Source organism: Amycolatopsis sp. NPDC004772, from assembly GCF_053601215.1.
Genome location: NZ_JBSGBK010000005.1, coordinates 179634 through 201271, shown reverse-complemented (window position 1 = coordinate 201271; position 21638 = coordinate 179634). Strand labels below are relative to the sequence as shown.

The following is a 21638-nucleotide window of genomic DNA, read 5'->3' as shown; positions in this document are numbered from 1 at the left end:
CTCCCGGTGAGCACCATGGCCGTCACCGGGCGCGCGAGTTTCCCGCGCCGGCCGATCGTCAAGGGCGCCGGTCTTCGGCCGACAGCGCGGAATGGTTGCCGACCAGGCCGGCCGCGATGTCGGCCAGCTTGACGTTGAGCTGCTGCGAGGTGCGCCGCAGCAGGTCGAACGCCGCGTCGGCGTCGAGGCCCTGCCGGGCCATCAGGATGCCCTTCGCCTGCCCGATGACGTCCCGGGAGGCGATGGCCCGCCGCAGGCTGGCCCGTTCCAGTTCGGCGACCTCGATGCTGCGTGCGTGCTGCAAGGCCAGGGAAGCGTGCGTGGCCAGCAGCAGGGCGCGGTGGCGGTCGGCGTCGGTGATGCCCCCGCGGTGGGCGTAGATGTTGAGCGCGCCGCTCACGGCGGCCGGGCCGGACGGAGGCAGGAGCGCGGTCGAGAGCACCGCGCCGAGGCCGTGTGCGGTGGCCACGGCCGCGAACTGCGGCCACGACGTCGTGCGGGCCAGGTCCTGTTCGAGCGCGAAGGCGGGGCCGTCCGGGGTGGCCGCGTCGAGGCACGGGCCCTCCCCGGTGCGGTACTGCACGTCATCGAGGTCGATGGCGACTTCGGGCGCCTCGATCGGGGTGAAGAACCGCCCACCCGGGTCACACAGGGTGATGCTGACCAGCCGTGCGTGCGGGACGACCACGGTGGTGGCCGCCACGACCTGGGACAGCGCCTGGCCGACGCTCCGGGCGTCCAGCAGGACGCGGGTCAGCGCGGCGAGCTGGTCGCCGAGCCGCTCGACCTCGGGGTGCTCGGGAAGCGCCGCGGTGATCGCCTCGTCCACACTCGTGTGCAGGGGCAGCGTGTCCGCGGGTGCCGCGGTGCGCAGGATGCGGGCGTTCACACTGGCCGGGTCGAGCAGCACCGCGGTCCGGACGCCGTGGCCGGCCCGCTCGAGGGCGAAGGACACGAGGACCCGCGCGCCGGCGGCCGACAGCAGTTCCAGGTCCCGCAGGTCCAGCACGATCAGCGACGGCGGGGGCAGCACCACGGTGGCGTCGGTCAGTTTGCCCGACGCGACCTCCGCCGTGCCCGAGTTCAGCGTCCCGGTCAGCCGCAGCACGAAGGCCTGCTCGGCGGTCACCGGCACGACTTCGATGGCACCGCTCATGATCCCGCCCTCCACGGAACCGGTTTCCGGGCCCGGGGCCGCCGGTCCAGGACCGCCCAGACGACCTTGCCACCCAGCCAGGAGCGGCTGCAGCCCCAGCGTCTCGCCGTCTGCGCGACCACCTGCAGCCCCAGGCCGGGTTCGGTCAGCGTCGAACGTTCGTGCAGCACCGCCGGCCGCGGGTCGTCGTCGGCGACGGCCACCCGGAACAGCTCGCGGCGCAGCTCCAGCCGCAGCCGGGCCGCCGATGCCGTGTGCACGACGGTGTTCTCGACCAGTTCGGTCGCGACGATCTGGGCGTCGCCGGCGAACTCCGGCACCGTCCACCGGGTGCAGACCTCGTTGACGAACCGCCGCGCCATGGTCGAGGCGAACGTCGACGGCGGGAATTCCCGCACGGCCCGCTGGCGGGGAGCCCGGTCGCCCGCCCGCTCGGCGCCGGCCACGTCCGGGTGCACGGCGACGAACTCGTCGATCGAGCGGGCATGCAGGCCGGCGAGGTGGTCGGCCCGGTCGGTCACCACCGCGAACGACACGCCCGGCCAGTCACCGATCCGCGTGGCGATCACCGAGAACAGGCTGAACAGGCGGTCGTGCTCGACGGCGAGGCCGCGGATGTCGGCGATCACGCAGCCGGGGGCGTCCGTGGCGACCTTGAGCACGCCGTCGCGCAGGCCGGACGCGCTCGCCGGGGTAAGCGCCCCGGTGGCGGTCACCACCGTGCAATCGGCCTGGAACACCGATTCGAGGTGCACCTCCGCCACCAGCTCCCACCTCCGTCATCCGCCGGCCGGGACAAGCCAAAAAGGATGACTACCCCACCTGCGGGTGGGCAAACGTGCACCGCCGGGCGGACCCGCTGCCCGCCCCGCGGCACCGTCCGTCAGGGCACGATCTCCATTTCCGCCATCATGCCGATGCTCGAGTGTTCCAGGAAGTGGCAGTGGTAGACGTACCGGCCGACGTAGTCGGTGAAGGTGGTCTGCACCCGGATCCACTCGCCCGGATCGAGGTTCACCGTGTCCTTGCGGCCCGCGTCGTCTGGTGCCGGCGGCCCGCCGTTGCGGTCGAGCACGCGGAACTGCTCGAGGTGAAGGTGGAACGAGTGGGGTATACCCCGGACGGTGTCGGTGTTGCGGACGGTCCAGATCTCGGTCGCGCCGCGCTTGACCTTCAGGTCCACCCGGTTGGGGTCGTAGGCCTGGTCGTTGACCAGACCGACGGTGCCCGTGTCGTCGAACCGCAGGGTGATTTCCCGCTGGACGGTCGCCGGGGCCAGCGCGGGCAGCGGCCGCAGGACGGCGGGCACGCGGCTGGTGTCGACCGCGAGGCGCGTCACGTCGAACCGCATCACCGGGCCGTAGATGTCCTGGAGCACCAGGTGCGAACCTAGGGGCACGCGCGAGAAGTCGACCACGATGTCCGCGCGTTCCGCGGACCCGAGCAGGATCTCCGTCCGCTGCACCGGCGCCGGCAGCAACCCGCCGTCGGAGCCGATCTGCGTCATCTGGAGGCCGCCCAGGGTGAGCCGGAACTGCCGATCGTTGGCGCTGTTGAGCAGCCGGAACCGGTACTTGCGGGCCGCGACCTGGAAGTAGGGGGTCTCGACGCCGTTGACGAGGGTGGTGGTGCGGTCCGGCGGGAAGTTCGGGTAGACCATGGCGCCGTTGGCGTCGAGCTGGATGTCGCGGATCATGAGCGGCACGTCGTACTGCCCCGAAGGCAGGTTCAGGCCGCGTTCCGCGTCGTCGTCGATGATGTAGAGGCCGTGCAGTCCCCGGTAGACGTTCTCGGCCTCGAGGTGGTGGGCGTGGTCGTGGTACCAGAGCGTCGCGCCCTGCTGGCGGTTCGGGTAGTGGTAGGTCCGGCTCTGCCCGGGGTTGAGCACGTCCATCGGGTAGCCGTCGTCGGCATGGGCGTTGTGCCCGCCGTGCAGGTGGACATTGGACGGCACGTCCAGCTGGTTGGTGAAGGTCACCTCCACCGGCGTGCCGGTCTTGGCGCGGATGGTGGGCCCGACGAACAGGCCGCCGAACGAGCGCACCGTCGTCGGCTTGCCGGGCTGGAACGCGTGCTGGGCCGTCTTGATCGGGATCTTGTAGACGTCGACGCCGTCGCGGCGGCGCACCGGCGTCAGCTGCTGCGGTATCGGCAAGCGTTGCGAGAACAAAGCCCCCAGCCCCGCCGCCGGACGGCCCCCGCCGGCCGCGGCACCGTCGGCCGGGGCGTGCCCGGTGTGGTCCGCCCCGCCGGGCGAAGGTTCCCGGGTCAGCACGGAAGGCAGCAGCGCCGCCCCGCCCACCACGCCCCCGGCCGTCGCCCACCCCAGCAGTCGTCTTCGGTTCAACATCACCCGCTCCTCGGAGCTCATTGTTTGTTTCCGGCACCGATTCCGGCGCCACTCCCCGCAGCGATACTCTGCCCGCCGGCGAGTGGGCGGACATCTCCGGAAATGCGAAATTCTTCAAAGCGGGAGCGGGTAACCCCAAAGAAGGAATAGTGATTTTCCACCAGTGCGATCCGTCACCGACCCGGTACGGCGGGTGGACCTACCACGCCTGATGATCGTCGAAAAGGGTAATTCATGCAAACAGGCAAAACGGATGAATGTCAACTCGGGACCTGATCCGGTATCCGGGCGGGCGACAACACAAAGGGCCCGTGAGCGGCGGTGGTGCCGCTCACGGGCCCTGCAAGTGTGTCCGTCGGGCTGACAGGATTTGAACCTGCGACCCCTTGACCCCCAGGACGGGGGAGTCGAGGTTTTCGCAGCTCAGGGTCCGTGCGCGTGATCAACTGGCGTGTCAGAAATGCCTGGTCGTTCACCGGCGCGCACGACGTGTGGTCCCCTGGTGGTCCCCACGGCTGGCCTGAGCGACCAGATCGAAGTGATCTGCTCCGGGCGTCTGCTTGACCTGGGCTTGGGTGCCTTATAGGTACGCTGAGCAGCGGTTTTGTCTGTCATCAGTTCTCGCGGGTGCTTGCCTCTTCCTGACCTCTGACGGCCTGGAGACGGCTTGGCGGACCCCGCCACACCCTGCCCTGCATCCCGATACGAAGCCTCCACGCGGCCGGTGGTGCCGGGTCAAGACACGCTTCATCGTCTTGACGCGGTGCTACCGGCCGTTGTCACGATCAGGCGTCGGGATGGAGGTTCCCAACGACGGTGCGTAACAGAGATCGACTCCCAAGCGACCCGATTGTCACCACCGCTCGTAGCTCGCCGAGGAGGCCGATGGCTCAGGGGACTCGTGTGCCGCCGCCGCGCGGCGCTGCGCCAGGTGACCCGCTGGCGGCCGCACCGCCCGGCCGGCGGGCGAAGCGGAGCGGCAGCCCGCCGTGTCGGAAGCGGATGCGGTCGCCCAGGCGAGGGGTTACGTAGGCGACACGCGCGCCGCCAGCGGCGGCGCGCCCTTGATCCAATAGAGCCAAGTTCGGCAAGCGGTAATTTGAGGAGTTGGCAAGTGACAGACGGCAGGAAGCGACGATGGATCTTCATTGTCGCCGCTTTTCTTAGTAGTGCTGTTGTAACCGTCGCCGTTTTACTTCAGCTTTTTTCGTTTGCTGATGCCGACAAAATTGCCTCTGTAAGTAGTATCCTTGCGGCTTTGGTCGGCCTCGTCGTTGCCTTCATTTCGGCAACTGCTGGAAGGCGTTCAAAGGAGCGCGAAAAGAATGCGCCACTTGCTCGAATAGAAAAAGTAGTCTCAGAAGAGCCGGACGGCAAGCATTTGGTTTACTACACCCCGGCGATTGTTTGGCGACGTGAAACGGATGATGAGAGATCGGGAAACCTGCATCTTCTCACGGCCGCCCAGGTTGAAATACTGAATGCCATGCCTAAGGGCGTAAAGCTTTCTATTCAGCAGATTGCCAGTCTTGCAATTGTTACGCTTGACGAGAGCGAAACCGCTTTGCGGTCTTTGATCGAAGAGGGAATCGTAAAAAGTGAAGTAGAAGAGAAGACTGGAGAGCGATTATTCGCAAAGAAGTATAGGATTGAGCTTCCGGGGGAGGAGTCGTGAGCACTGGTCTAGCTCTTGCATTGGCCGCAGTGCTGGCCTCCCTTCTGTCCTATGCGGAACTTGCAGCTTCGCATCGAAAACGCCTTTCTTTGAAGGCTTTTCACTATATCGCTGGCAAGATTTCTCTGGATGCGTTGATGGCAATCCTGGCATTCCCGTTGATCGCAAAAGCGTATCCGAACTTCCAGCTTACGCAGGAGCCGATAATGCAACTGCTTCTAGCTGCGGTCATAGGCCCTGGTTTCATACGTGCGAAGCTTACCTTAATGGCAAGCAAGGTTGAGCCGAAGAATTTTGGACCCGCAGAGGTCTTCAAATATTACACAAAATGGCTAGATGACTCAATTGATCAAATTAGTTCGATTGAGCAAACGCTTTGGTTTAGTCGACAAGTTACGCCCGTTCTTTCGCGGTATCCGATCGAGCGTTTGAAAGAAGATGCAACAGGATATATTGAAGGTCTCGAAAAGCTGGAAACAAAGACAAAAATTAGAATTCTGAAGGTTATCGAGGATGACGCAAGAGCTGCCAGTGTTGAGGGAGAGGAGAAGGCTAAAAAAGCAATACTTCAGCATGTTCTTGATAATCAAGGTAGAAGGTTCATTGAGAGGCTAATGCGCCAGGCCGGCTGATGGTGGGGCCAGTGTGATGGAATCAGTATCCAGTGCTGTTTGCAGTCGAGGCCTGGAGGCGGCCTGTTAACCTAAGATCATGCGTGGCGCGGGTGACCAGCTCAGCATCGGTGAGCGGATCGCGTTCTACCGGCGGCGGCGTGGGCTGTCGCAGGCAGTTCTTGCTGACCTGGTGGGCCGTACCGAGGACTGGTTGAGCAAGATTGAGCGCGGTGAGCGGGACATCCGCAGACTGGATGTCCTGGCTGACCTCGCGCGGGCGTTGCGGGTGACGCTGGGTGACCTGCTCGGCGAGCCCGTGCTGATGGAGGAGCAGGACAAGCATGATGACGTCCCGGCGATCCGGGACGCGTTGATGGCTCCCCGTCGGTTGTCGCGGACGCTGTTCTCCTCCGCCATGTCGCCCGAGTACATCGACCCGCAGCCTGTTCGGCAACTGGTGGAAGGTGCATGGTCGAGCTACCAGAAGGGCGACCTGGGACGGGTCGTCACCGCGCTGCCTGGGCTGATCAAGACCACGCAGGCGATGGAAGCAGCCTCGGCCGACGATGCCGGGTACAAGCGGGCCTGCGCGGCCATCTCGGCGCGAGTGCACCACCTGGCCGCGACCACGCTGAGCAAGATCGGTGAGGCTGACCTCGCCTGGATCGCGGCCGAACGTGCGATGCAGGCGGCGGACGACTCCGATGATCCGCTAGTTCTGGCCTCGGCCGCCCGCTCCGGCACGCATGCACTCCTGGCCGTAGGCCGGTTCGACGACGCGCTTGAGCTGGGCGACGTCGCGGCGAAGTGGCTGCTGCCGAGGATGGCCGAGGGCGATCCGGCCGCGCTGAGCCTTTACGGGATGCTCTACCTCCGTACTGCTGTCGCGGCGGCGCGACACCAGGACCGGACCACGGCGAACGACCTCCTTGGGCACGCGAAAACTGCCGCTGACCAGCTGGGCGTGGACGCGAACTACTGGCAGACCGGGTTCGGGCCGGCCAACGTGGAACTCCACCGGCTGTCGGCTGCCCTAGATCTCGGAGACGTGAGCCAGGTGATCGAGACCGCGCCGCGTGTCAACGTCGGCCACTTGCCCGTGGAACGCCAGGTCACGCACCTGATCGACTTCGCCCGCGCGCTGAGCCTGCTCGCGAAGGACGACGACGCGCTTCAAGTCCTCCTGGAGGCTGAGCAGAAGTCGCCCACGATCGTCCGGCACAACACCATGGTGCGGGAGGTCGTGCGGTCGATGTACCGGCGTGCCCCGGCGACGGCGGGCAAGTCCTCGGCGCTGCTCGCGCTGGCTGAGCGCTGCGGCGCGGTGAGGTAGTCGCATGTCGCGAGTTCTTGGGCTGGTCGCATCTGGGGCTGGCGGGGTCGAAGAGCTGCTTCCGCGCCTGATCAAGCCTGCACAGGACGCGGGCTGGACGGTCGCGGTCACTCTGACGCCCACCGCTGGCCGCTGGCTGGCCGAGACCGGGCAGCTCGACGAGATCGAGCAGGCCACCGGTTACCCGGTGCGGGTCGAGCCGCGCTCGCCGTCGCAGAAAAGTCCACACCGCCCGCCAAGCTGCTACCTGGTGGCGCCGGCCTCGGCGAACTTCGTCGCGAAGATGTCTCTCGGCATCGCCGACAACCAGGCATTGACGCAGGTCAACGAGGCAATCGGGACGCTCAACGTGCCGGTGATCGTGTTCCCGCGCGTCAACGCGGCCCACGCACGTCAACCGTTGTGGACCATGCACATCGAGAACCTGCGACGCGTCGGCGTGGACCTGCTCTACGGTGACGACGTCTGGCCGCTGCACGAACCGCGGTCCGCTCCTGGCCGGGATCTGCCCTGGTCAGCCTTGCTGGACGCGATCGAGAAGGCCGTTCCGGCCGACCGCTAGAACCGACCCGGACAATTTGTCCGGGTGATCTCTCCCACCCGGGCGTCTCCTGATAACAGCGCGCCCAATCGGACGCGCGGAAGCCGAGACATCGGGAGAGCACATGGGCATTCACGTGGTGATTCAGCCCCTCGTCGGATACGGCGCTGCCGTCGTATCGCCTTCCCCGGGAGTCCGCCAGCTGGTGGCCGGGGGCGATGAAACCGCGATCATGATCCAGGTACCGGCTCGGATCGGTGGCCTGATGGACACCGCGCGCTTCGCGCGGAGCCTCGCCGTGGCCGCGACCGAGTTCGGCGAGTGGTGCGAGACGCAGAACCGCACGCGCACCTACTCCTCTCCTCTCGGCGACCAGTGGTCGGAAGAGCGCGACTGAGCGCCAGAAACCCATACGAGCAAAGGGAATTCAGCATGGCTATCGACAAGGGACACCGGTTCGGCATCGACTTTGACGACGCGTTCACGCTGGGCCTGGTGATGGTGGGCGAAGTGTCGCCGGACAACGAGTACCAGTCGCGGGAGGACCGGGCCGCCAATCGCCCGGTGCGGCAGCGGGTCGACGAGGTGACGGGTAAGCGGCAGTGGAAGGTGATGGTCACTGACCCGGCCGAGACACGCGCGAAGCGGGCCTCGTTCGAGATCACCCTTCTCGCCGACGTCCAGCCTGTGCCGACGACGTCGGAGGCGTTGCCGGGGATGCGGCCGATCGAGCTGGACGGCCTGACGGCTGAGCCGCGCGTTGCTGGGCAGGGTGAGTTCAAGTACCAGTCCTACGTGTTCCGGGCGACCGGGTTCAAGCAGGCCGCGAGCAAGCCGTCTCGGTCCGGTGCGTCCGGTGAGACGGCGAAGGCCGCGTGACAGGCATGGGCTTCCGCGAGCGGGTCGAGGCGTGGGAGCAGGCGTATCGGGACTACATGGCCGCGTGGGAGCACGGCCGTGCGGTGCTGTCGCCGGTAAGTGCGACGAACACGGCGAACGCTGCTCGGCGGGTCTCCCGGGCTTGGCACGAGCTCGCGCAATCGCGCGGGTTGCCGTGGTGGTGCGTGGCGGCGCTGGAGTCGGCGGCCGAGGGGTTCGCCGACCTGGCCCGGGAATGGGAACGACATGACGGCGACGTGGGACGGGCTGGGGCTGCGCTGGACGGTGGGCGCGGGTACCGAGGTGACGGTGGAGGAGACCGGGACGGGCGCGTCACAGCCGCCGGTCCTGGTGCTGGCCGGTGGGCTGTGCGTGGTGACGCTGGTGCCGCCGGAGGACCAGGCAGCGTGGACGGGCTGCGCGGTGTTCCTTCGCCGGCTCGGCGACCACGCCGAGGAACTGGCGGCGCTGTTGGAAGCCCGCGCGGGGAGGCGTGACGGTGCGCACGGGTGAGCCGAAGACGCTGCGGGATGCCCACGAGGTCGTGATGGATCGCCGGCCACCCAACGACGCAAACCCGTCAGTGTGGCTGGCGTTCCGCCTCAGCAACGCGCGGCTGTATAAGGCTGTTGCGGACGTCGACCGGGGTCATCACCACGAGGCGCTGTACTGGGCAGGATACGAGGAACGGCAGGCGGGTGAGATCTCGGCGGAACTTCAAGCGGAAGGCAAGCCTGCTCACTAGTCGCATGTAGACGACGGAAAAGTCAACAGTATAAGCGAAAAACGCACGCGATGACGTGTGGCGCTGAAGCACGTCCTGTTGCGGGTGCGTGTGATCCGTTAAGGCGCAGAAGCGGTTCCTGGCTACCAACCTTGCCGCTCCTGCGCTGTCCACAACCAGCGGAAGTGAACAATGACAACGCTAAACGATGACAACGGGCGAGCGTCAACGGGGGTCACCCGAACGCGCTGCGCCTCGTGCAAACGATTCGCGAAACTGTTGCCCGGCGAGACCCAGTGTGCTCCCTGTTTGGGGATGCTGCCGCTGGACCTCGACGTGAAGCGGGGTGGTCGGTGATGTCTCCCGGCTTCGCGGTAGTGGCCCTGGCCGGGCTGGGGCTCGGTGTGTGGGTGCTGCACAAGATCGGTCGCGCTCTGGCTTCGGTGGTCGAAGGTCTGGCTGCGGCGGCCGTGGTGTTCGTGGCTTTGTGGTGGCTGTGCAAGGCCGTGGTCTGGATGCTTGCGCAGGTGGTGACGCGGTGGCGGACCAGCCTCGCCGTGGTCGCGGTCTACGCCTGGTGCGAACTGCTGGGCTGGCTGTCGCTCGCGCTGGTATTGGGCGGAGTCGCAATGGCCCTCACGACCTGGTGGTTGATCGACGCCGTCTCCTTCGACCAGTGGTGCTGGCGGTTCCTGCGTTCGTGGTGGGCCCGGTGGGTGGTCTACGGGCGGAAGCTGCCGGAGTGGCTGCACGCCTGCGGTCTGTCGGTGCGGGACGAGGCGCTGCCGGTCGTGGTGAACGTGAACCTCGTCGGCCGTCGACGTGCGCTGTCCCGGTCGACGTCGAACCGGCTGAACGCGCGGCTGCCGAAGGTGCTCGGTGTCCGTTCCGGTGCTTCGTGGGATGAGGTGCGAGTGGAGCTGGTGGCGGGCCAGAAGCCGGAGGACTTCGATGAGGCTGCCCGGGCGCTGGCTGTTGCGCGGAAGGTTGCTCGCTGCCAGGTTCGTGAGCTGGCCCCCAACGTTGTGTCGATCGACTTTCAGCGCCGTGACCTGCTCGGTGGCGGGGTGGCCGGCCCGCAGGTTCCCGACGGCGTCGACTCATCCGGTGTGGATCTGCGCAACGTCTGGGCGGGGCGGACCGAGTACGGGCGGGACTGGCGCGTCCCGCTGCTGGGCTCCGGCGCGCACTGCCTGACAGCCGGTGCCTCCGGGGCGGGCAAGAACTCGGTGATGTGGTGCCCTCTCGTCGCGGCCGCGTCGGCGATCCGGGCTGGGGTAGTACGGATGTCCGGGATCGACCCGAAGGGCATGGAACTCGCGTATGGGCGCGGGATCTTCGCCCGTTACGCGGTGGGTGGCAAGGACGCGGTCGAGCTGCTCGACGGCCTGGCGGAGGAGATGGAATCGCGCAAGCGCGCGTTCGCCGGTCGGCTCCGGACTATTCCGGTGTCGGCGGAGTATCCGTTGGAGCTGTTGGAGTTCGACGAGATCGGCGCGCTGACGAAGTACACCGACCGCAAGACCCGTGAGGCCATTGTGGAGCGCGTTGCGCTGCTCACCACCCAAGGCCGGGCACTAGGGATCTCGGTCCGTGGCTACGTCCAGGAGCCCACTAAGGACACCGTCCCGGTGCGGGAGCTGTTCACCCGGCGGGTGTGCCTGCGCGTCACCTCGAAGACGCACGTCGGGATGGTCCTCGGCGACGGCGCCTACGAACGCGGTGCGTGGGCGAACCGCATCGGCGACTCGGAGGCCGGCGTCGGGTACGTCTGGGGCGAAGGCATCCGCGAACCTCTGCGCATCCGCGCAGGCTGGGTCTCCGACAGCACGGTCAAGGCGCTGGAGGCGTACGTGACCAACGGTGGTGTCGCAGATCTGCGACACGGCGGTGAGGGGGTGGCCGCGTGAACCGTCTGATGATCTTCCTCGACGCCATCCGTGACCACCTGGACTCCCACCAGCTGCCGCCAGCCGCGTCGGTCGACGTCAACGCCTGGTCCAGCCCGATCACCGTTCAGCTCGACGTGGACGGGCTGCCGGAGGTCGCGCGCGCGTTGCTGGTGTGGACGCAGACGCTCGAGGACGTCTCGGCTCGGCTGTGGCGGCTGGTCGACGGGACGCAGGTGCACCTGTCGATCACCGGCCGGACGCCGTGCGGCATCCCCGTCGTGGTGTTCGGCTTGGTGCGGTTTGAGCCGAGCACGTTCCCGGATCTCCCGGCCGGAGCGAAGCAGGACATGCCGGTGTTCCTTCTGCGGGGTTGGTCCTCGCCGGGGGAGGTGGCGGCCTGATGGGTGAGACACGTGCAGAGCGGATGCGGACACCGCTGGCTGCTGATGTCATCCGGGCGACGGCGGAGAAGCACGGGGTCTGTGTCCGGCCGTTCACGATGGAGGTCGGGGACACCACGACTGGCGAACTTCGGTACGTCCCGGTGCCCTGCGGGGCCACTATCGAGTCGGTCTGTCTGCCCTGCGCCAGGAAGGCAAAGTCTCTTCGGCAGGTCCAATGCCGCGAAGGCTGGCACATGACCGAAGAACCGAGCCTCACCCCTGCTCCTCCGTCGGAGGACCACAAGGAGCTACTGACGTACCGGGCGGACTTGGTGGCGGCGTATCGGGAGGTGGTCGAGCACGACCAGGCGGAGGCCGAGGAGCTGCGGGAGGAGGTCGCCGGGGTTGATGCGGAACTTCGGCAACTCGGGATGCGGGGCCGACTGCCCGCCCTTGATGTCTCGGCCAAGAGGGCGGTGAAGCGGTCGACCAAGCGTAGGCAGGACACGCCGAACCTCCCTCGGCGAAAGGTCGCAAAGACCACTGTGGGCCGGGAGTACGCGGGGAAGTTCCGGCCGTCGATGTTCGTGACGCTGACCTGCGACACCTACGGGCCAGTCCGCGGTGACGGTGCTCCGGTCGACCCATCCCGGTACGACTACCGGCGGGCCGCCCGGGACGCGGTGCACTTCTCCGCGCTGGTGGACCGGTGGTGGCAGAACCTGCGGCGGGTTGTCGGCTGGGATGCGCAGTACTTCGCCACCGTCGAGCCGCAGCGCCGGGCCGCGCCGCACCTGCACGCCGCTATCCGGGGCTCGGTGCCGCACGACGTGATCCGCCAGGTCACCGAAGCCACCTACCATCAGGTCTGGTGGCCGACGCACGACGAGATCCTCTACACCGATCGCCTGCCGGTCTGGGATGGTCCGGAGGCTGGCTTCGTCGACCCGGAGACGCGTCGGCCGCTGACCCGGTGGGACGACGCGGTGGAGGCCGTCGAGCACCCGGCGCACGTCGTCACGTTCGGGCGGCAGGTGCACTCGAAGGGCATCCTCGGCGGCACCGAAGAAGCCGGCCGCCACATCGGCTACCTGACCAAGTATCTGACGAAGTCCACCGGGGAAGTGGTCGAGGCGGACAGCGCTGCCCAGGCCGATCATCACGACCGGCTTCACGCGGAGCTGTCGGTGACGCCGTGTTCGCCGCGCTGCGCGGTCTGGCTGCTTTACGGCGTTCAGCCCGCGGGCGTCACGGGCAAGACCACCCCGGGGCACTGCAAGGGTCGGGCTCACCGCCGGACCACGCTCGGGCTGCCCGGCCGCCGTGTCCTGGTGTCGCGGAAGTGGTCGGGCAAGACGCTCGTCGATCACAAAGCCGCCCGGCGGGCGTTCGTGCTCCAGGCGCTCGCGGCGGTCGGGATCGAGAAGCCGGAGGCCGACCGATCACAGCAGGTCTGGCGCAAGGTTGAGCCCGGAGACCCGCAGGTCCCGCCTCGGCCGCACCTGGTGATGCGCGCGATCGCGGAGCGGATCACGTGGAAGGCCGAGTACGACCGGGCGCTGCTGGCGGGGGAGAGACCTCCAGAAACTTCGGCAACTGAGCTCGCGGCCTAAGAGGGGAGTGGACATGGAACTGCGACTGGTGGATGGGCGGTGGCTCACGACTGAGGAGTTGGGTGCCCTGCTCGGCGTTGATCCGTCGACGGTGCGGAGGTGGCGAACGTCCCGGCCGCCGCAGGGACCGCCCTTCGTTCAGCTCTCCGAGCGGGTGACAGTGTACAGCGCGTCGGACATCGAAGCGTGGCTACGGAGTAGGCGCGTTGATCCAGGTCAGGCGGCTGCGTGATGGCTGGTGATGTGCGTCTGCCGCTCGGCGTCTCGTTGTCGTCTGATGTCGAGTACCGGCCTGGGCGGCCGAGTCCGTACCGCGCTCGGGTGCGGTGGATCGACCCAGTGACGAAGAGGCGTCCGAGCAAGTCGGAGGCGTTCGCGTCCGAGGATGAGGCTCGCGACTGGATTACCCGGATGGAGCGTGCCGCCGCTCAGGGCATCGACCCGAACACGGCGACGATGAAGCTGGCCGACTACGGGACGACGAACATGACGTTCGCCCTGCGGGGGCTGGAGGCCAAGACCACCGATCCGTACTTGGCCGGCTGGCGGAAGCGGGTCATCCCGACGCTTGGGCACCTGCCGGTCAGCATGATCACGAACGGGGCCGTCGATCGGGCTGTGCATGCCTGGATCGCGGATGAGTGCAGCCGGTCGACGGTGAAGAACAGCATCGCGGTGCTGGTCAGGGTGATGGAGCAGGCCCTTCGGGACGGCATCATCGACCGGAATCCGGCTCGGGTGACCGGCTGGCAGCAGGAGTACAAGCGCGCCGAGGATGAGTTGGACGATCCGCGGTCGTTGGCGCTGCCTGACTGGGTCTCGCTCACGACGCTGGCGGACGCCCTGGTGGCGCGGTCGTCGGGGGAGTACCGGGGTTGGGGTGACGTGGTTCTGTTCGCTGCTTGTACGGCGGCCCGGATTGGGGAAGTCTCGGGCTGCCGGGTGGGGGACATCGACACCTCGTCGTGGACTTGGACGGTTCGCCGGCAGACGACGCCGTCACCTGGCGGGCTGGTGGACAAGGGGACGAAGGGGAAGAGGGCTCGGACGGTCCCGCTGATCGAGGACATCCGAGAGTTGGTTCAGCGACGCATAGCGCTCGCTGGCAATGAGCCGGAAGACCGGCTTTTCAAGGGGCCTCGTGGGGGTCGGATCACGACAGCGGTACTTCGGGATGCGACCGTATGGGACGAAGTGGTGGCGAACCTCGGGCACGATCACCTGAGGCGGCACGACTTACGGCATACGGGCCTGACCTGGATGGCAGATGCGGGGGTACCAGTGCATCACCTTCGAAAGATCGCTGGCCATGGCTCATTGTCGACAACTCAACGTTATCTGCATCCAGATCGACGTTCGGTTACCGCGGCTGGTGAGCTTCTTACGAGACACCTGAGGTCGCCGAAAGTAGAGGGCGGCCAGTTCCGGGCCGTCTAGTGAAGATGCATAGCTTCAAGGGATGCAGTCGGGTCTAAGGGTCGTCTCGTTTTGGTAAATGAGTTGACACGATTGAGGGTGGTTGACCTACTGTGTAAAGATGGAGGAATCCGATTCAGTCGTCATAAGTCTTGACTATGCGTATATCCCGTCTGAATTCGCTATTAATGCGATAAGCGTTCAGATGTCCCCCTGGGGAACGCCTCTCAGGACGTCCTTTATTGGGAAGAGCGGCGGGGTCGATGCAAATCTTTTAATTCAAGAAGTTCCTTCATCCTTCTTTCCGATGCCAGCGCGTTTGCCTAAGAATTTCGTCGAATTACTTCAGTTGAACAAGTTTGATACCGATCATCGCTTCTTTTCAGGGCTGCCGTTCCTGGACTCCATAGGGGTCGGCTCTGATCCGCCAGACTTTGTGGCGATGATTGCAGGGCGACAAGTTGGCGTTGAATGCACTCTCCTCAATACGCCTGGCAGGCGAGAGGTCAACGCACTCTTCATGGCTGTTCGGGAAGCGATCCTGGCACAACCTTTGGACGCCTTCTCGGCTCTGCGCGGTCTCATGGTTACCGTGCAGTTTCATGACGAGAGCGGTCAGGCGGTGAAGCCGTTTAGGCGCAATGACTATCCGAGTATTGAACGACTGCTTGAGGCGCTGAACAACTTCAGCTTCTCGCAAGCTGCTCCGGTTCCGGGAAGCAGAGGTGAACGTCTGGATCTCACTAATGTTGTGGATGAGTAGGCGGGTCTAGCCAAAATCCACGCATCGCAGATGCTAGGCGCAGTCCCCGAGACTGCGTTCTTCGCTGCTCGAGGGTTTGAATTAACTGTGAGTTATCCGACTATAATTACGGTCGATGACGTTGAGCGCGAGTTGCTTCGCCTGGTCAAGTCGCACGATCAGCCAGGAGTCGACATCTTGCTTATTTCTTGCGGCGCCCCAGGGAGTGATGGATTTAGCTACCTCTCCGAAGAGAATATTGCAGAATTATACATCGAAAAGGGCTCCCCAATATCAAATGCCGAGCATATATCAAGTATATTAGTTCATTTCTGGTCTACCGGTGAGGCGTATGAGGTATTTAAGGAAAAAAAGCAAGTAATTGGTGGTCTTTACGAGGGTGTAGTTCCTAGGCATCGGGTCCTGCTGAGGCCGTCATGATCGTCGCTGGCACCTTCGGTACGTGGGATGCTCCTGTGGCGGCACGAGGTGTAGTCCGAAGCATCGGCCCGCTTCTAGTTAGAGTGCGTCGCGGTCGGCATCTGGTCCCCACGTGGTCCCCGAAGCTTTGGCTGCGGGGATTCACGAAGCTTCAAGTCTGTGCGCCAAAAAACCGCCTGACCTGGGCTTTCACCCAAGTCAAGCGGCTTCTGCGTCCGTCGGGCTGACAGGATTTGAACCTGCGACCCCTTGACCCCCAGTCAAGTGCGCTACCAAACTGCGCCACAGCCCGGACTCGCACTCCCTGAGTGCGTGAGAAGTACTCTAGCGTGCCCTCCGAACGGCCCCGCAAGCAGGGTCGGTAGTCGCCCTGACCTGGGGAAACAGGTCAGGGCGACCGGGTCACGCCGGGTTGGCGGCGTGGGTCAGGGTCTGCCACGCCACGAACAGGCCGTTCGAGCCCGCCGGGCGCTGGCGCTCGGTCAACGTCTGCGTGTTCGTCATCGCGATGCCCAAGCGCGTGTTCAGCGCGTTGAAGCCCACCTCCGTCACCGGGCCGAGGCCGAGGTTCAGGTGTCCCGAACACAACCAGGACGGCACCGCCGCGCCCAGCTGGTACTTCGCCTGGAAGCCCAGGGCCTGGCGCAGGCGCGTGCCGATCTCCGTCGGGTAGACGTCCTCGCCCTGGATGCGGAGCGTTTCCGCCACGTCCGCGATCGCCGCTATTCCGTAGCCCGTGTGGGTGAAATCGCGGCAGGTTTCCTGGGTCAGGCCGTCCACGAACGTCGACTGGCCCTGCCAGTAGCCGACGATCTGGTCGCGCGAAGACAGCCCGCTGCCCGGGACGGTCTTCGGGAGCGCGCCGTCGGACGACAAATACACGTAAGCCGCGACGCGGTTGCGGTAGCGGGTCACCGCCTTGTCGTAACTCGCCTTGTCCTCCAGGAACACCGAGATGCCGACCGCGGCCTCCATCATGGACAGTTCCCAGTTCCCGTTACTGTTGCTGCCGTTGATCACCTTGTTCAGGTACACGTTGCGCAGCATCGTCGCGAACCGGCCCGCATTCGGCCAGCTCGAATACGTGTACTTGATGATCTCCGCCGCGCGCGGCCACGACGAGCCCGCCCAGCCCGTCTGCAGCGGGGCGTTGCTGTTCGTGTGGCTCGTGATCACCGCCGACCACGCGTCCATCAGCGCGATCGACTTCTGCGCGTACCGCGCGTCGCCCGTGATGTACCAGATCAGCGCGTCCGTGTACGCCGCGATCGCGTCTTCGCGTTCGTCCGTGCAGCCGTAGTTCGGGTTGGAATACGAACCGCATTCGACCACCGCGCGCGGTTTCGGAGTCCGCGAGAGCGAGGCGTACGAGCTGGCCCGAGCCTGGTCGTACGCCGCCTTCCACGGCTGGGCGCCGGCGTTCACCTTGGCCTTGACGAAGTCCAGCTGCGGACGGCTCACCAGCACGCCCGGATGGGTGAACGCCGCCGGGGCGGCCGGAGCCGGGGTGGCCAGCACCCCCAGGAGCAGGGGGACCAGCGCGAGGACCTTGCGAAAGCGGGACATGGCTCTCCTCGAGACGACGGTGTCTTGGGGGCGCGCGCCGGCTCAGTGTCATGGTCCAGACCACCGCGGGTCAAGCTTTTCTTTGTGTCCCAAAGAAAGTGTTCAGCCCGCTGAACAGGAGTGTTCAGCGGGCTGAACGGAACCTCAGCCGAGCCCGGCGCTCACCGCGTTCAGCAACGCGCCGGTGTCGCCCGACATCTCCCACGCCATCACGCCGAGCAGCCCGCGCGACTTGAGCCACGTCGTCTTCAGCCCGATCGACCAGGCGTCGTCGAACGTCCACCACTGCCCGCCGTTGCCCGTGTAGCACGACGTCGCGACGGCGGCCGTGTCGTGGTGGACCGTGCAGCCCGGCACGCTCGCCACCAGGTTTGCGTACCCGCGGGTGCCCGCTTCCTCGGCGAACTGGCCCGGCGCCGCGCCGGTCGCGGACTGCCACTCGCCGCTCTTGCCGCCGTCGGCGACGCCCTGCCAGCCGCGGCCGTAGAAGGCCAGGCCGAGCGTCAGCCGCCGCGGATCGACCCCCGCGTTCGTGTACGCATTGATCGCGCTTTCCGCACTGAAGTGGAAGTTGTACGGGTCGTCCGCGTCGGCGTACAGGTTGCCCTGGTGGCCGGTGCGGTTCGGCTCCCACGAATTGTCGCTGCCCGACCCGTGGAAGTCGTAACCCTGCACGTTCGCGACATCCAGGTAATTGAAGATCTTGGAAACGTCCCAGCCCGAAGCGACCTTCGCCGGGTCGGCCGGCGTGAACGCGTGCAGCTGGTACCGCTTGCCGGTGGTCGCGCCGTAGGCGTCCATCTGCGTGCGGAATTCCGCCAGCAACGCGGTCAGATTCGCTTTGTCGTTCGGGCTCCAGTGGTTCCCGGGGTGACCGTCGGCGCTGCCGGGCCATTCCCAGTCGACGTCGATGCCGTCGAAGATGCCCGCCGCGGTGCCCGGCCCGCCCGCGCCGCCGTAGGGCGCGATGTTGCCCTTGAGCCAGGTGTCCACACAGGACGAGACGAACTTCTTGCGCGACGCGTCGGTGGCCGCGACGTCCGAGAAGTACTTCGAATACGTCCAGCCGCCGAGCGAAACCAGCACCTTCAGGTTCGGGTGCTTCGCCTTGAGCTTCTTGAGCTGGTTGAAGTTGCCGCGCAGCGACTCCCAGCCGGTGTCGGCCACGCCGTCGACGGACTGCGCCGCCGCGAACGGCCGCGAGTAGTCGGCCTCGGCGTCACCGGCGCCGTCACCCTGGTTGGGGTCCTGCGGATTGGCCGTCGTGCCCTTCGTGACCCCGGACAGGCAGGTCAGGTTCACCGGATCGATGTTCTCGAACGCGTACAGCAGGTGCGTCAGCTTCGAAGCCGCGCCCGAAGTTTCCAGGTTCTTCACGAAGTACTGGCGCCCGTAGATGCCCCACTGCACGAAGTACCCGACCTTCGCATAACCCGAGACGATGTCGCCGGTCCGGGCGGTCACCGCGGCACTCGGCGCCGACACGTTGTCGTAGCCGTCGCGAGCGCGGACGGTGAACGTGTACGAAGTGGACGGTGCCAGCCCGGTCACGACGGCCGCCGTGGTGGTCACCGTCGTGGCCAACGCAGAACCGCGGTAGACGTCGTAGCTGACCACGCCGGTGTTGTCCGTCGACGCCGTCCAGGCCAGGGAGATGCTTCCGGAGTCGGCGGCCGTCGAGCGCACCCCGCTCGGCGTGGACGGCGCTTGCGTGTCGTCGGCCGGGTTGTTCGTCGTCACGGCCAGCGGCGCGCTCGCCGGGGACGTGTTCCCCTTGGCGTCCTTGGCTTTCACCGTGAACGAATACGCGGTGCCCGGGGTGAGCCCGGAGATCGTGGCGCTCGTCCCGGTCACCGACGCGGCCAGGGAGGCCCCCTGGTAGACGTCGTACCCGGTCACCGGGAGGGAGCCGGCCGCGGAAGCGTTCCACGCCAGCGCGACGGTTTTGGTCGTCTTCGCGACCAGCCGCAGGTTCGCCGGCGCGCCCGGCGGGGTGTCCGGTGAACCGTCGCAGTTGGCGTTGTCGACGCGGCACTGCGTGGGCGTTGCGGCGGCACTGAGCCGGAACGTCGGGCTGTACGGGTAGGTGTTGCGGCCCGGCGCCAGCGTGGCGATGTAGTACGCCGGCGTCAGCGTGACCTGGGTGCCGTTCTGGGTCACCGTGCCGTTTTCGCCGGTCGAGGCGGTGATCCCGGCGGGCAGCGTGAAGGTGATCGCCCAGTTGCTCACCGACGCGGTACCGGTGTTCGCGACGGTGTACGTGCCGGTGGTGCCGCTCATCGCCAGGGTGGCGGTGAGCGAACCGGCTGCGGCGGCGGGTGGCGCGAGCGCCGCGGTGCCGCCGAGCGCGATGAGCAAGGCGGCGAGTGCGGAGCGTAGTCGTGCGGGAGTGCGTCTCATGGCGGTTCTCCAAGCGGCACGAGGCGGGGACGACGTGGTCTAGACCACATCGAATGTAACCCGGTGCAAGGGGAACCGCGCACGCCCGAACGGCGGCAACCGCTGTCCGAACGGACGGTTAACGCCCGGAGAAGGTCGCTTTCCCCGGTCCGTCGGCGAGGAACGACTTCACGGCGTTGCGGAGGTCCTCGGTCTCGAACAGTTCGGCCGCGATCGTGGTGATGTGCGCGTTCGCCTCGGGGACACCGCCGGCGGAGAAGTGGTCGAGGACGCGCTTGGTCGCTGCGTGGGCGCGCGTCGGTCCGTCGGCCAGCCGCCGGGCGAACGCCCGCGCCGCGTCGTCGAAGCCCTCGCTCGGCAGGACGCGGTTGACGACGTTCCAACGCTCCAGCGTCGCGGCGTCGTAGGTGTCACCGGTCATCACGAACTCCTTGGCGCGCCCGACGCCGGCCCGCGCGGCGAGCCGCTGGGTGCCGCCCATGGTCGGCGTCAGGCCGACGACCTTCTCGACCAGCCCGAACTTCGCGCGATCGGCGGCGAGGACGATGTCGCAGGCCACGGCCACCTCGAACGCCCAGGTCAGGCACAGGCCGTGCGCGGCGAAGACGGTCGGGAACGGCAGCGCCGCGATCCGGTCCGGCACCGCGAGCATCTCGTCGAAGAGGACCTTCGCCTCGGCGGGCGAGCCCTGGGCGTCGAACAGCGAGACGTCGACCCCGCCGCTGACGATCTTGCCTTCGGCGCGGATCAGCAGGGCCCGCGCGGGCGCGGCCTCCAGCTCGCCGATCATCGAGGAGAGTTCGGACTGCAGCGAAGCCGTGTAGAGGTTCAACGGCGGAGCGTCGACGGTCAGGACGGCGAGCCCGCCGTCACGATCGAGGCGGACCTGCTGAGTCATGTTCACCCTGCTTCTTCGGCTTCGACGATGTCGTCCCAATACTGCTGGGCCTCGGGACGCCAGTCGACGTGTTTGTGATGGAACAGTTCCGCCGCTTTCGTCCCGCTCCACTTCGCCGGCAGCAGCTCGGCCGGCAGCTGCGGGTCGAGGAAGGGGAACCGCCGCCACTCGTGGACGAGCTCGGTCTGCGCGCGCAGCACCGCGCGGCCGCCGGTCGGGTGGAGGCCGGTGAAGCGGTCGATGAAGTCCTCGTAGCGGTCCTTCAGCTCGGTCAGGTCCCAGGAACGGGCGACCATCGACTCCTGCTCGCCGACCTCGCCGTACGCGGCGGTGAACGACATCGCCTGCGCGTCGAGGCCGAGGTCGTTGACGATCTGCTGGGCCTCCCGCTGGCGGGTCAGGTCCGGGCTGACCCACACGCCGGCGACCGGCGAGCCGAAGCCCGCCCAGGTCAGCCGCGTGCGCAGCCGGTGCCGCAGGTCGCGCTTGGCCTCCGGGACGGAGACGATCAGCATCAGCCACTGGCTGTTCCAGGGGCGTTCCTCGCGGCCGAACGCGTAGATCCGGTCGGCGCCCTCGGTCAGCAGACGGCGGCCCGGCGGCGTCAGCGACCAGCGCACGCGGCGCCCGACGCGCTCGGAGACCACCCAGCCCTCGGCGGCGGAGCGGGCCAGCGCCTGCCGCGCCGACTTCTCCTCGATGTCAAGGATGCCCAGGACCTCGACGAGCATCGACGTCCAGACCGGCTTGTCGCGCGGCAGCGCGTACTCGCCGAGGACGGTCATCAGCAGCGACCGCGCGCTGGCGTGACTGACCTCGCGCCGCCGGCTCACCGTGGGCCGGGGCGCGGACGGACGGCCTTCCCTCGGCTTCGGCCTGCGGCCGAGGGTGACCGGGGGAGCGGGCTCGCCCATGCTGTTCACCGACCTCACTGCGCTGGGGGACTGACAACCGAACAGGGTACCCACAGTGAGTGATCAAAGCGCCACGGGACACACACTGTCGGTGGTTTTGA

21 protein-coding genes and 1 tRNA gene are annotated in these 21638 nt (G+C 66.7%); 14 read left to right on the top strand and 8 right to left on the bottom strand.

Translation table 11 applies throughout. The features are described 5' to 3' along the window. Window positions 1-58: 58 nt before the first annotated feature. The 3 genes from ACWEF6_RS05515 to ACWEF6_RS05505 all read right to left on the bottom strand — a co-directional run bounded on the left by ACWEF6_RS05515 (window position 59) and on the right by ACWEF6_RS05505 (window position 3506). A complete protein-coding gene (locus ACWEF6_RS05515) occupies window positions 59-1156 on the bottom strand; it encodes an ANTAR domain-containing protein (RefSeq protein ID WP_449681794.1) in 1098 nt (365 codons plus the stop codon). After that, window positions 1153-1920 (bottom strand): ATP-binding protein, encoded by a 768-nt coding sequence (locus ACWEF6_RS05510; protein WP_449681793.1) that lies wholly within the window; start codon window positions 1918-1920, stop codon window positions 1153-1155. The genes ACWEF6_RS05515 and ACWEF6_RS05510 overlap by 4 nt, the downstream gene beginning before the upstream one ends. 119 nt (window positions 1921-2039) lie before the next feature. Continuing rightward, on the bottom strand, window positions 2040-3506 hold the full coding sequence (locus ACWEF6_RS05505; RefSeq protein ID WP_449681792.1) for a multicopper oxidase family protein: 1467 nt from the start codon (window positions 3504-3506) through the stop codon (window positions 2040-2042). Between the two features lie 1114 nt (window positions 3507-4620). Between ACWEF6_RS05505 and ACWEF6_RS05500 the strand changes: the two genes are divergently transcribed. From ACWEF6_RS05500 to ACWEF6_RS05435, 14 genes are all read left to right on the top strand, one after another. Next, entirely contained in the window at window positions 4621-5181 is a 561-nt protein-coding gene (locus tag ACWEF6_RS05500; RefSeq protein ID WP_449681791.1) for a hypothetical protein, read from the top strand. Beyond that, the gene (locus ACWEF6_RS05495) at window positions 5178-5813 is read left to right on the top strand and encodes a hypothetical protein (protein WP_449681790.1); all 636 of its coding nucleotides are present in this window, start codon (window positions 5178-5180) and stop codon (window positions 5811-5813) included. The genes ACWEF6_RS05500 and ACWEF6_RS05495 overlap by 4 nt, the downstream gene beginning before the upstream one ends. Before the next feature lie 79 nt (window positions 5814-5892). Next, a complete protein-coding gene (locus tag ACWEF6_RS05490; RefSeq protein WP_449681789.1) occupies window positions 5893-7128 on the top strand; it encodes a helix-turn-helix domain-containing protein in 1236 nt (411 codons plus the stop codon). A gap of 4 nt (window positions 7129-7132) precedes the next feature. Beyond that, the gene (locus tag ACWEF6_RS05485) at window positions 7133-7690 is read left to right on the top strand and encodes a flavoprotein (RefSeq protein WP_449681788.1); all 558 of its coding nucleotides are present in this window, start codon (window positions 7133-7135) and stop codon (window positions 7688-7690) included. Window positions 7691-7793: 103 nt separating this feature from the next. Next, window positions 7794-8066 (top strand): hypothetical protein, encoded by a 273-nt coding sequence (locus ACWEF6_RS05480; protein WP_449681787.1) that lies wholly within the window; start codon window positions 7794-7796, stop codon window positions 8064-8066. A 35-nt stretch (window positions 8067-8101) separates the two neighbouring features. Continuing rightward, window positions 8102-8548 carry a hypothetical protein gene (locus tag ACWEF6_RS05475; protein WP_449681786.1) on the top strand — a complete coding sequence of 149 codons (447 nt, stop codon included), beginning with the start codon at window positions 8102-8104 and terminating at the stop codon, window positions 8546-8548. Between the two features lie 246 nt (window positions 8549-8794). Beyond that, a complete protein-coding gene (locus ACWEF6_RS05470) occupies window positions 8795-9061 on the top strand; it encodes a hypothetical protein (RefSeq protein WP_449681785.1) in 267 nt (88 codons plus the stop codon). Beyond that, a complete protein-coding gene (locus ACWEF6_RS05465) occupies window positions 9042-9293 on the top strand; it encodes an AMED_5909 family protein (RefSeq protein ID WP_449681784.1) in 252 nt (83 codons plus the stop codon). Before ACWEF6_RS05470 ends, ACWEF6_RS05465 begins: the two co-directional genes overlap by 20 nt. Before the next feature lie 335 nt (window positions 9294-9628). Then, complete coding sequence (locus ACWEF6_RS05460) at window positions 9629-11182, top strand: FtsK/SpoIIIE domain-containing protein (RefSeq protein ID WP_449681783.1); 1554 nt, start codon at window positions 9629-9631, stop codon at window positions 11180-11182. After that, entirely contained in the window at window positions 11179-11565 is a 387-nt protein-coding gene (locus ACWEF6_RS05455; RefSeq protein WP_449681782.1) for a hypothetical protein, read from the top strand. Before ACWEF6_RS05460 ends, ACWEF6_RS05455 begins: the two co-directional genes overlap by 4 nt. Next, window positions 11565-13160 carry a replication initiator gene (locus ACWEF6_RS05450; protein ID WP_449681781.1) on the top strand — a complete coding sequence of 532 codons (1596 nt, stop codon included), beginning with the start codon at window positions 11565-11567 and terminating at the stop codon, window positions 13158-13160. The genes ACWEF6_RS05455 and ACWEF6_RS05450 overlap by 1 nt, the downstream gene beginning before the upstream one ends. Window positions 13161-13173: 13 nt before the next feature. Continuing rightward, complete coding sequence (locus tag ACWEF6_RS05445) at window positions 13174-13392, top strand: helix-turn-helix transcriptional regulator (RefSeq protein ID WP_326949832.1); 219 nt, start codon at window positions 13174-13176, stop codon at window positions 13390-13392. 89 nt (window positions 13393-13481) lie between these two features. Then, the gene (locus ACWEF6_RS05440) at window positions 13482-14597 is read left to right on the top strand and encodes a tyrosine-type recombinase/integrase (protein WP_449681780.1); all 1116 of its coding nucleotides are present in this window, start codon (window positions 13482-13484) and stop codon (window positions 14595-14597) included. Between the two features lie 100 nt (window positions 14598-14697). Then, window positions 14698-15339, top strand: coding sequence for a hypothetical protein (locus tag ACWEF6_RS05435; protein ID WP_449681779.1), 642 nt, complete (start codon window positions 14698-14700; stop codon window positions 15337-15339). 638 nt (window positions 15340-15977) lie between these two features. Here ACWEF6_RS05435 and ACWEF6_RS05430 read toward each other — a convergent pair. The 5 genes from ACWEF6_RS05430 to ACWEF6_RS05410 form a co-directional block, all read right to left on the bottom strand. Continuing rightward, a tRNA-Pro gene (locus ACWEF6_RS05430) sits at window positions 15978-16051 on the bottom strand. Window positions 16052-16161: 110 nt separating this feature from the next. After that, complete coding sequence (locus ACWEF6_RS05425) at window positions 16162-17325, bottom strand: alginate lyase family protein (protein ID WP_449681778.1); 1164 nt, start codon at window positions 17323-17325, stop codon at window positions 16162-16164. Window positions 17326-17469: 144 nt separating this feature from the next. Further along, window positions 17470-19683: a glycosyl hydrolase family 18 protein gene (locus ACWEF6_RS05420; RefSeq protein WP_449681803.1), complete on the bottom strand. Its 2214-nt coding sequence runs from the start codon at window positions 19681-19683 to the stop codon at window positions 17470-17472. Between the two features lie 160 nt (window positions 19684-19843). After that, window positions 19844-20623 (bottom strand): enoyl-CoA hydratase/isomerase family protein, encoded by a 780-nt coding sequence (locus ACWEF6_RS05415; protein ID WP_449681777.1) that lies wholly within the window; start codon window positions 20621-20623, stop codon window positions 19844-19846. 2 nt (window positions 20624-20625) lie between these two features. Further along, entirely contained in the window at window positions 20626-21537 is a 912-nt protein-coding gene (locus ACWEF6_RS05410; RefSeq protein ID WP_449681776.1) for a PaaX family transcriptional regulator, read from the bottom strand. Between the last annotated feature and the right edge of the window lie 101 nt (window positions 21538-21638).

What these genes read in the sequence shown, in the direction of transcription:
- ACWEF6_RS05410 (WP_449681776.1), bottom strand. Translation starts at nt 21,537, where the DNA reads ATGGGCGAGCCCGCTCCCCCGGTCACCCTCGGCCGCAGGCCGAAGCCG.
- ACWEF6_RS05425 (WP_449681778.1), bottom strand. Translation starts at nt 17,325, where the DNA reads ATGTCCCGCTTTCGCAAGGTCCTCGCGCTGGTCCCCCTGCTCCTGGGG.
- ACWEF6_RS05505 (WP_449681792.1), bottom strand. Translation starts at nt 3,506, where the DNA reads ATGTTGAACCGAAGACGACTGCTGGGGTGGGCGACGGCCGGGGGCGTG.
- ACWEF6_RS05460 (WP_449681783.1), top strand. Translation starts at nt 9,629, where the DNA reads ATGTCTCCCGGCTTCGCGGTAGTGGCCCTGGCCGGGCTGGGGCTCGGT.
- ACWEF6_RS05415 (WP_449681777.1), bottom strand. Translation starts at nt 20,623, where the DNA reads ATGACTCAGCAGGTCCGCCTCGATCGTGACGGCGGGCTCGCCGTCCTG.
- ACWEF6_RS05445 (WP_326949832.1), top strand. Translation starts at nt 13,174, where the DNA reads ATGGAACTGCGACTGGTGGATGGGCGGTGGCTCACGACTGAGGAGTTG.
- ACWEF6_RS05485 (WP_449681788.1), top strand. Translation starts at nt 7,133, where the DNA reads ATGTCGCGAGTTCTTGGGCTGGTCGCATCTGGGGCTGGCGGGGTCGAA.
- ACWEF6_RS05515 (WP_449681794.1), bottom strand. Translation starts at nt 1,156, where the DNA reads ATGAGCGGTGCCATCGAAGTCGTGCCGGTGACCGCCGAGCAGGCCTTC.
- ACWEF6_RS05490 (WP_449681789.1), top strand. Translation starts at nt 5,893, where the DNA reads ATGCGTGGCGCGGGTGACCAGCTCAGCATCGGTGAGCGGATCGCGTTC.
- ACWEF6_RS05470 (WP_449681785.1), top strand. Translation starts at nt 8,795, where the DNA reads ATGACGGCGACGTGGGACGGGCTGGGGCTGCGCTGGACGGTGGGCGCG.
- ACWEF6_RS05475 (WP_449681786.1), top strand. Translation starts at nt 8,102, where the DNA reads ATGGCTATCGACAAGGGACACCGGTTCGGCATCGACTTTGACGACGCG.
- ACWEF6_RS05450 (WP_449681781.1), top strand. Translation starts at nt 11,565, where the DNA reads ATGGGTGAGACACGTGCAGAGCGGATGCGGACACCGCTGGCTGCTGAT.
- ACWEF6_RS05480 (WP_449681787.1), top strand. Translation starts at nt 7,794, where the DNA reads ATGGGCATTCACGTGGTGATTCAGCCCCTCGTCGGATACGGCGCTGCC.
- ACWEF6_RS05435 (WP_449681779.1), top strand. Translation starts at nt 14,698, where the DNA reads ATGGAGGAATCCGATTCAGTCGTCATAAGTCTTGACTATGCGTATATC.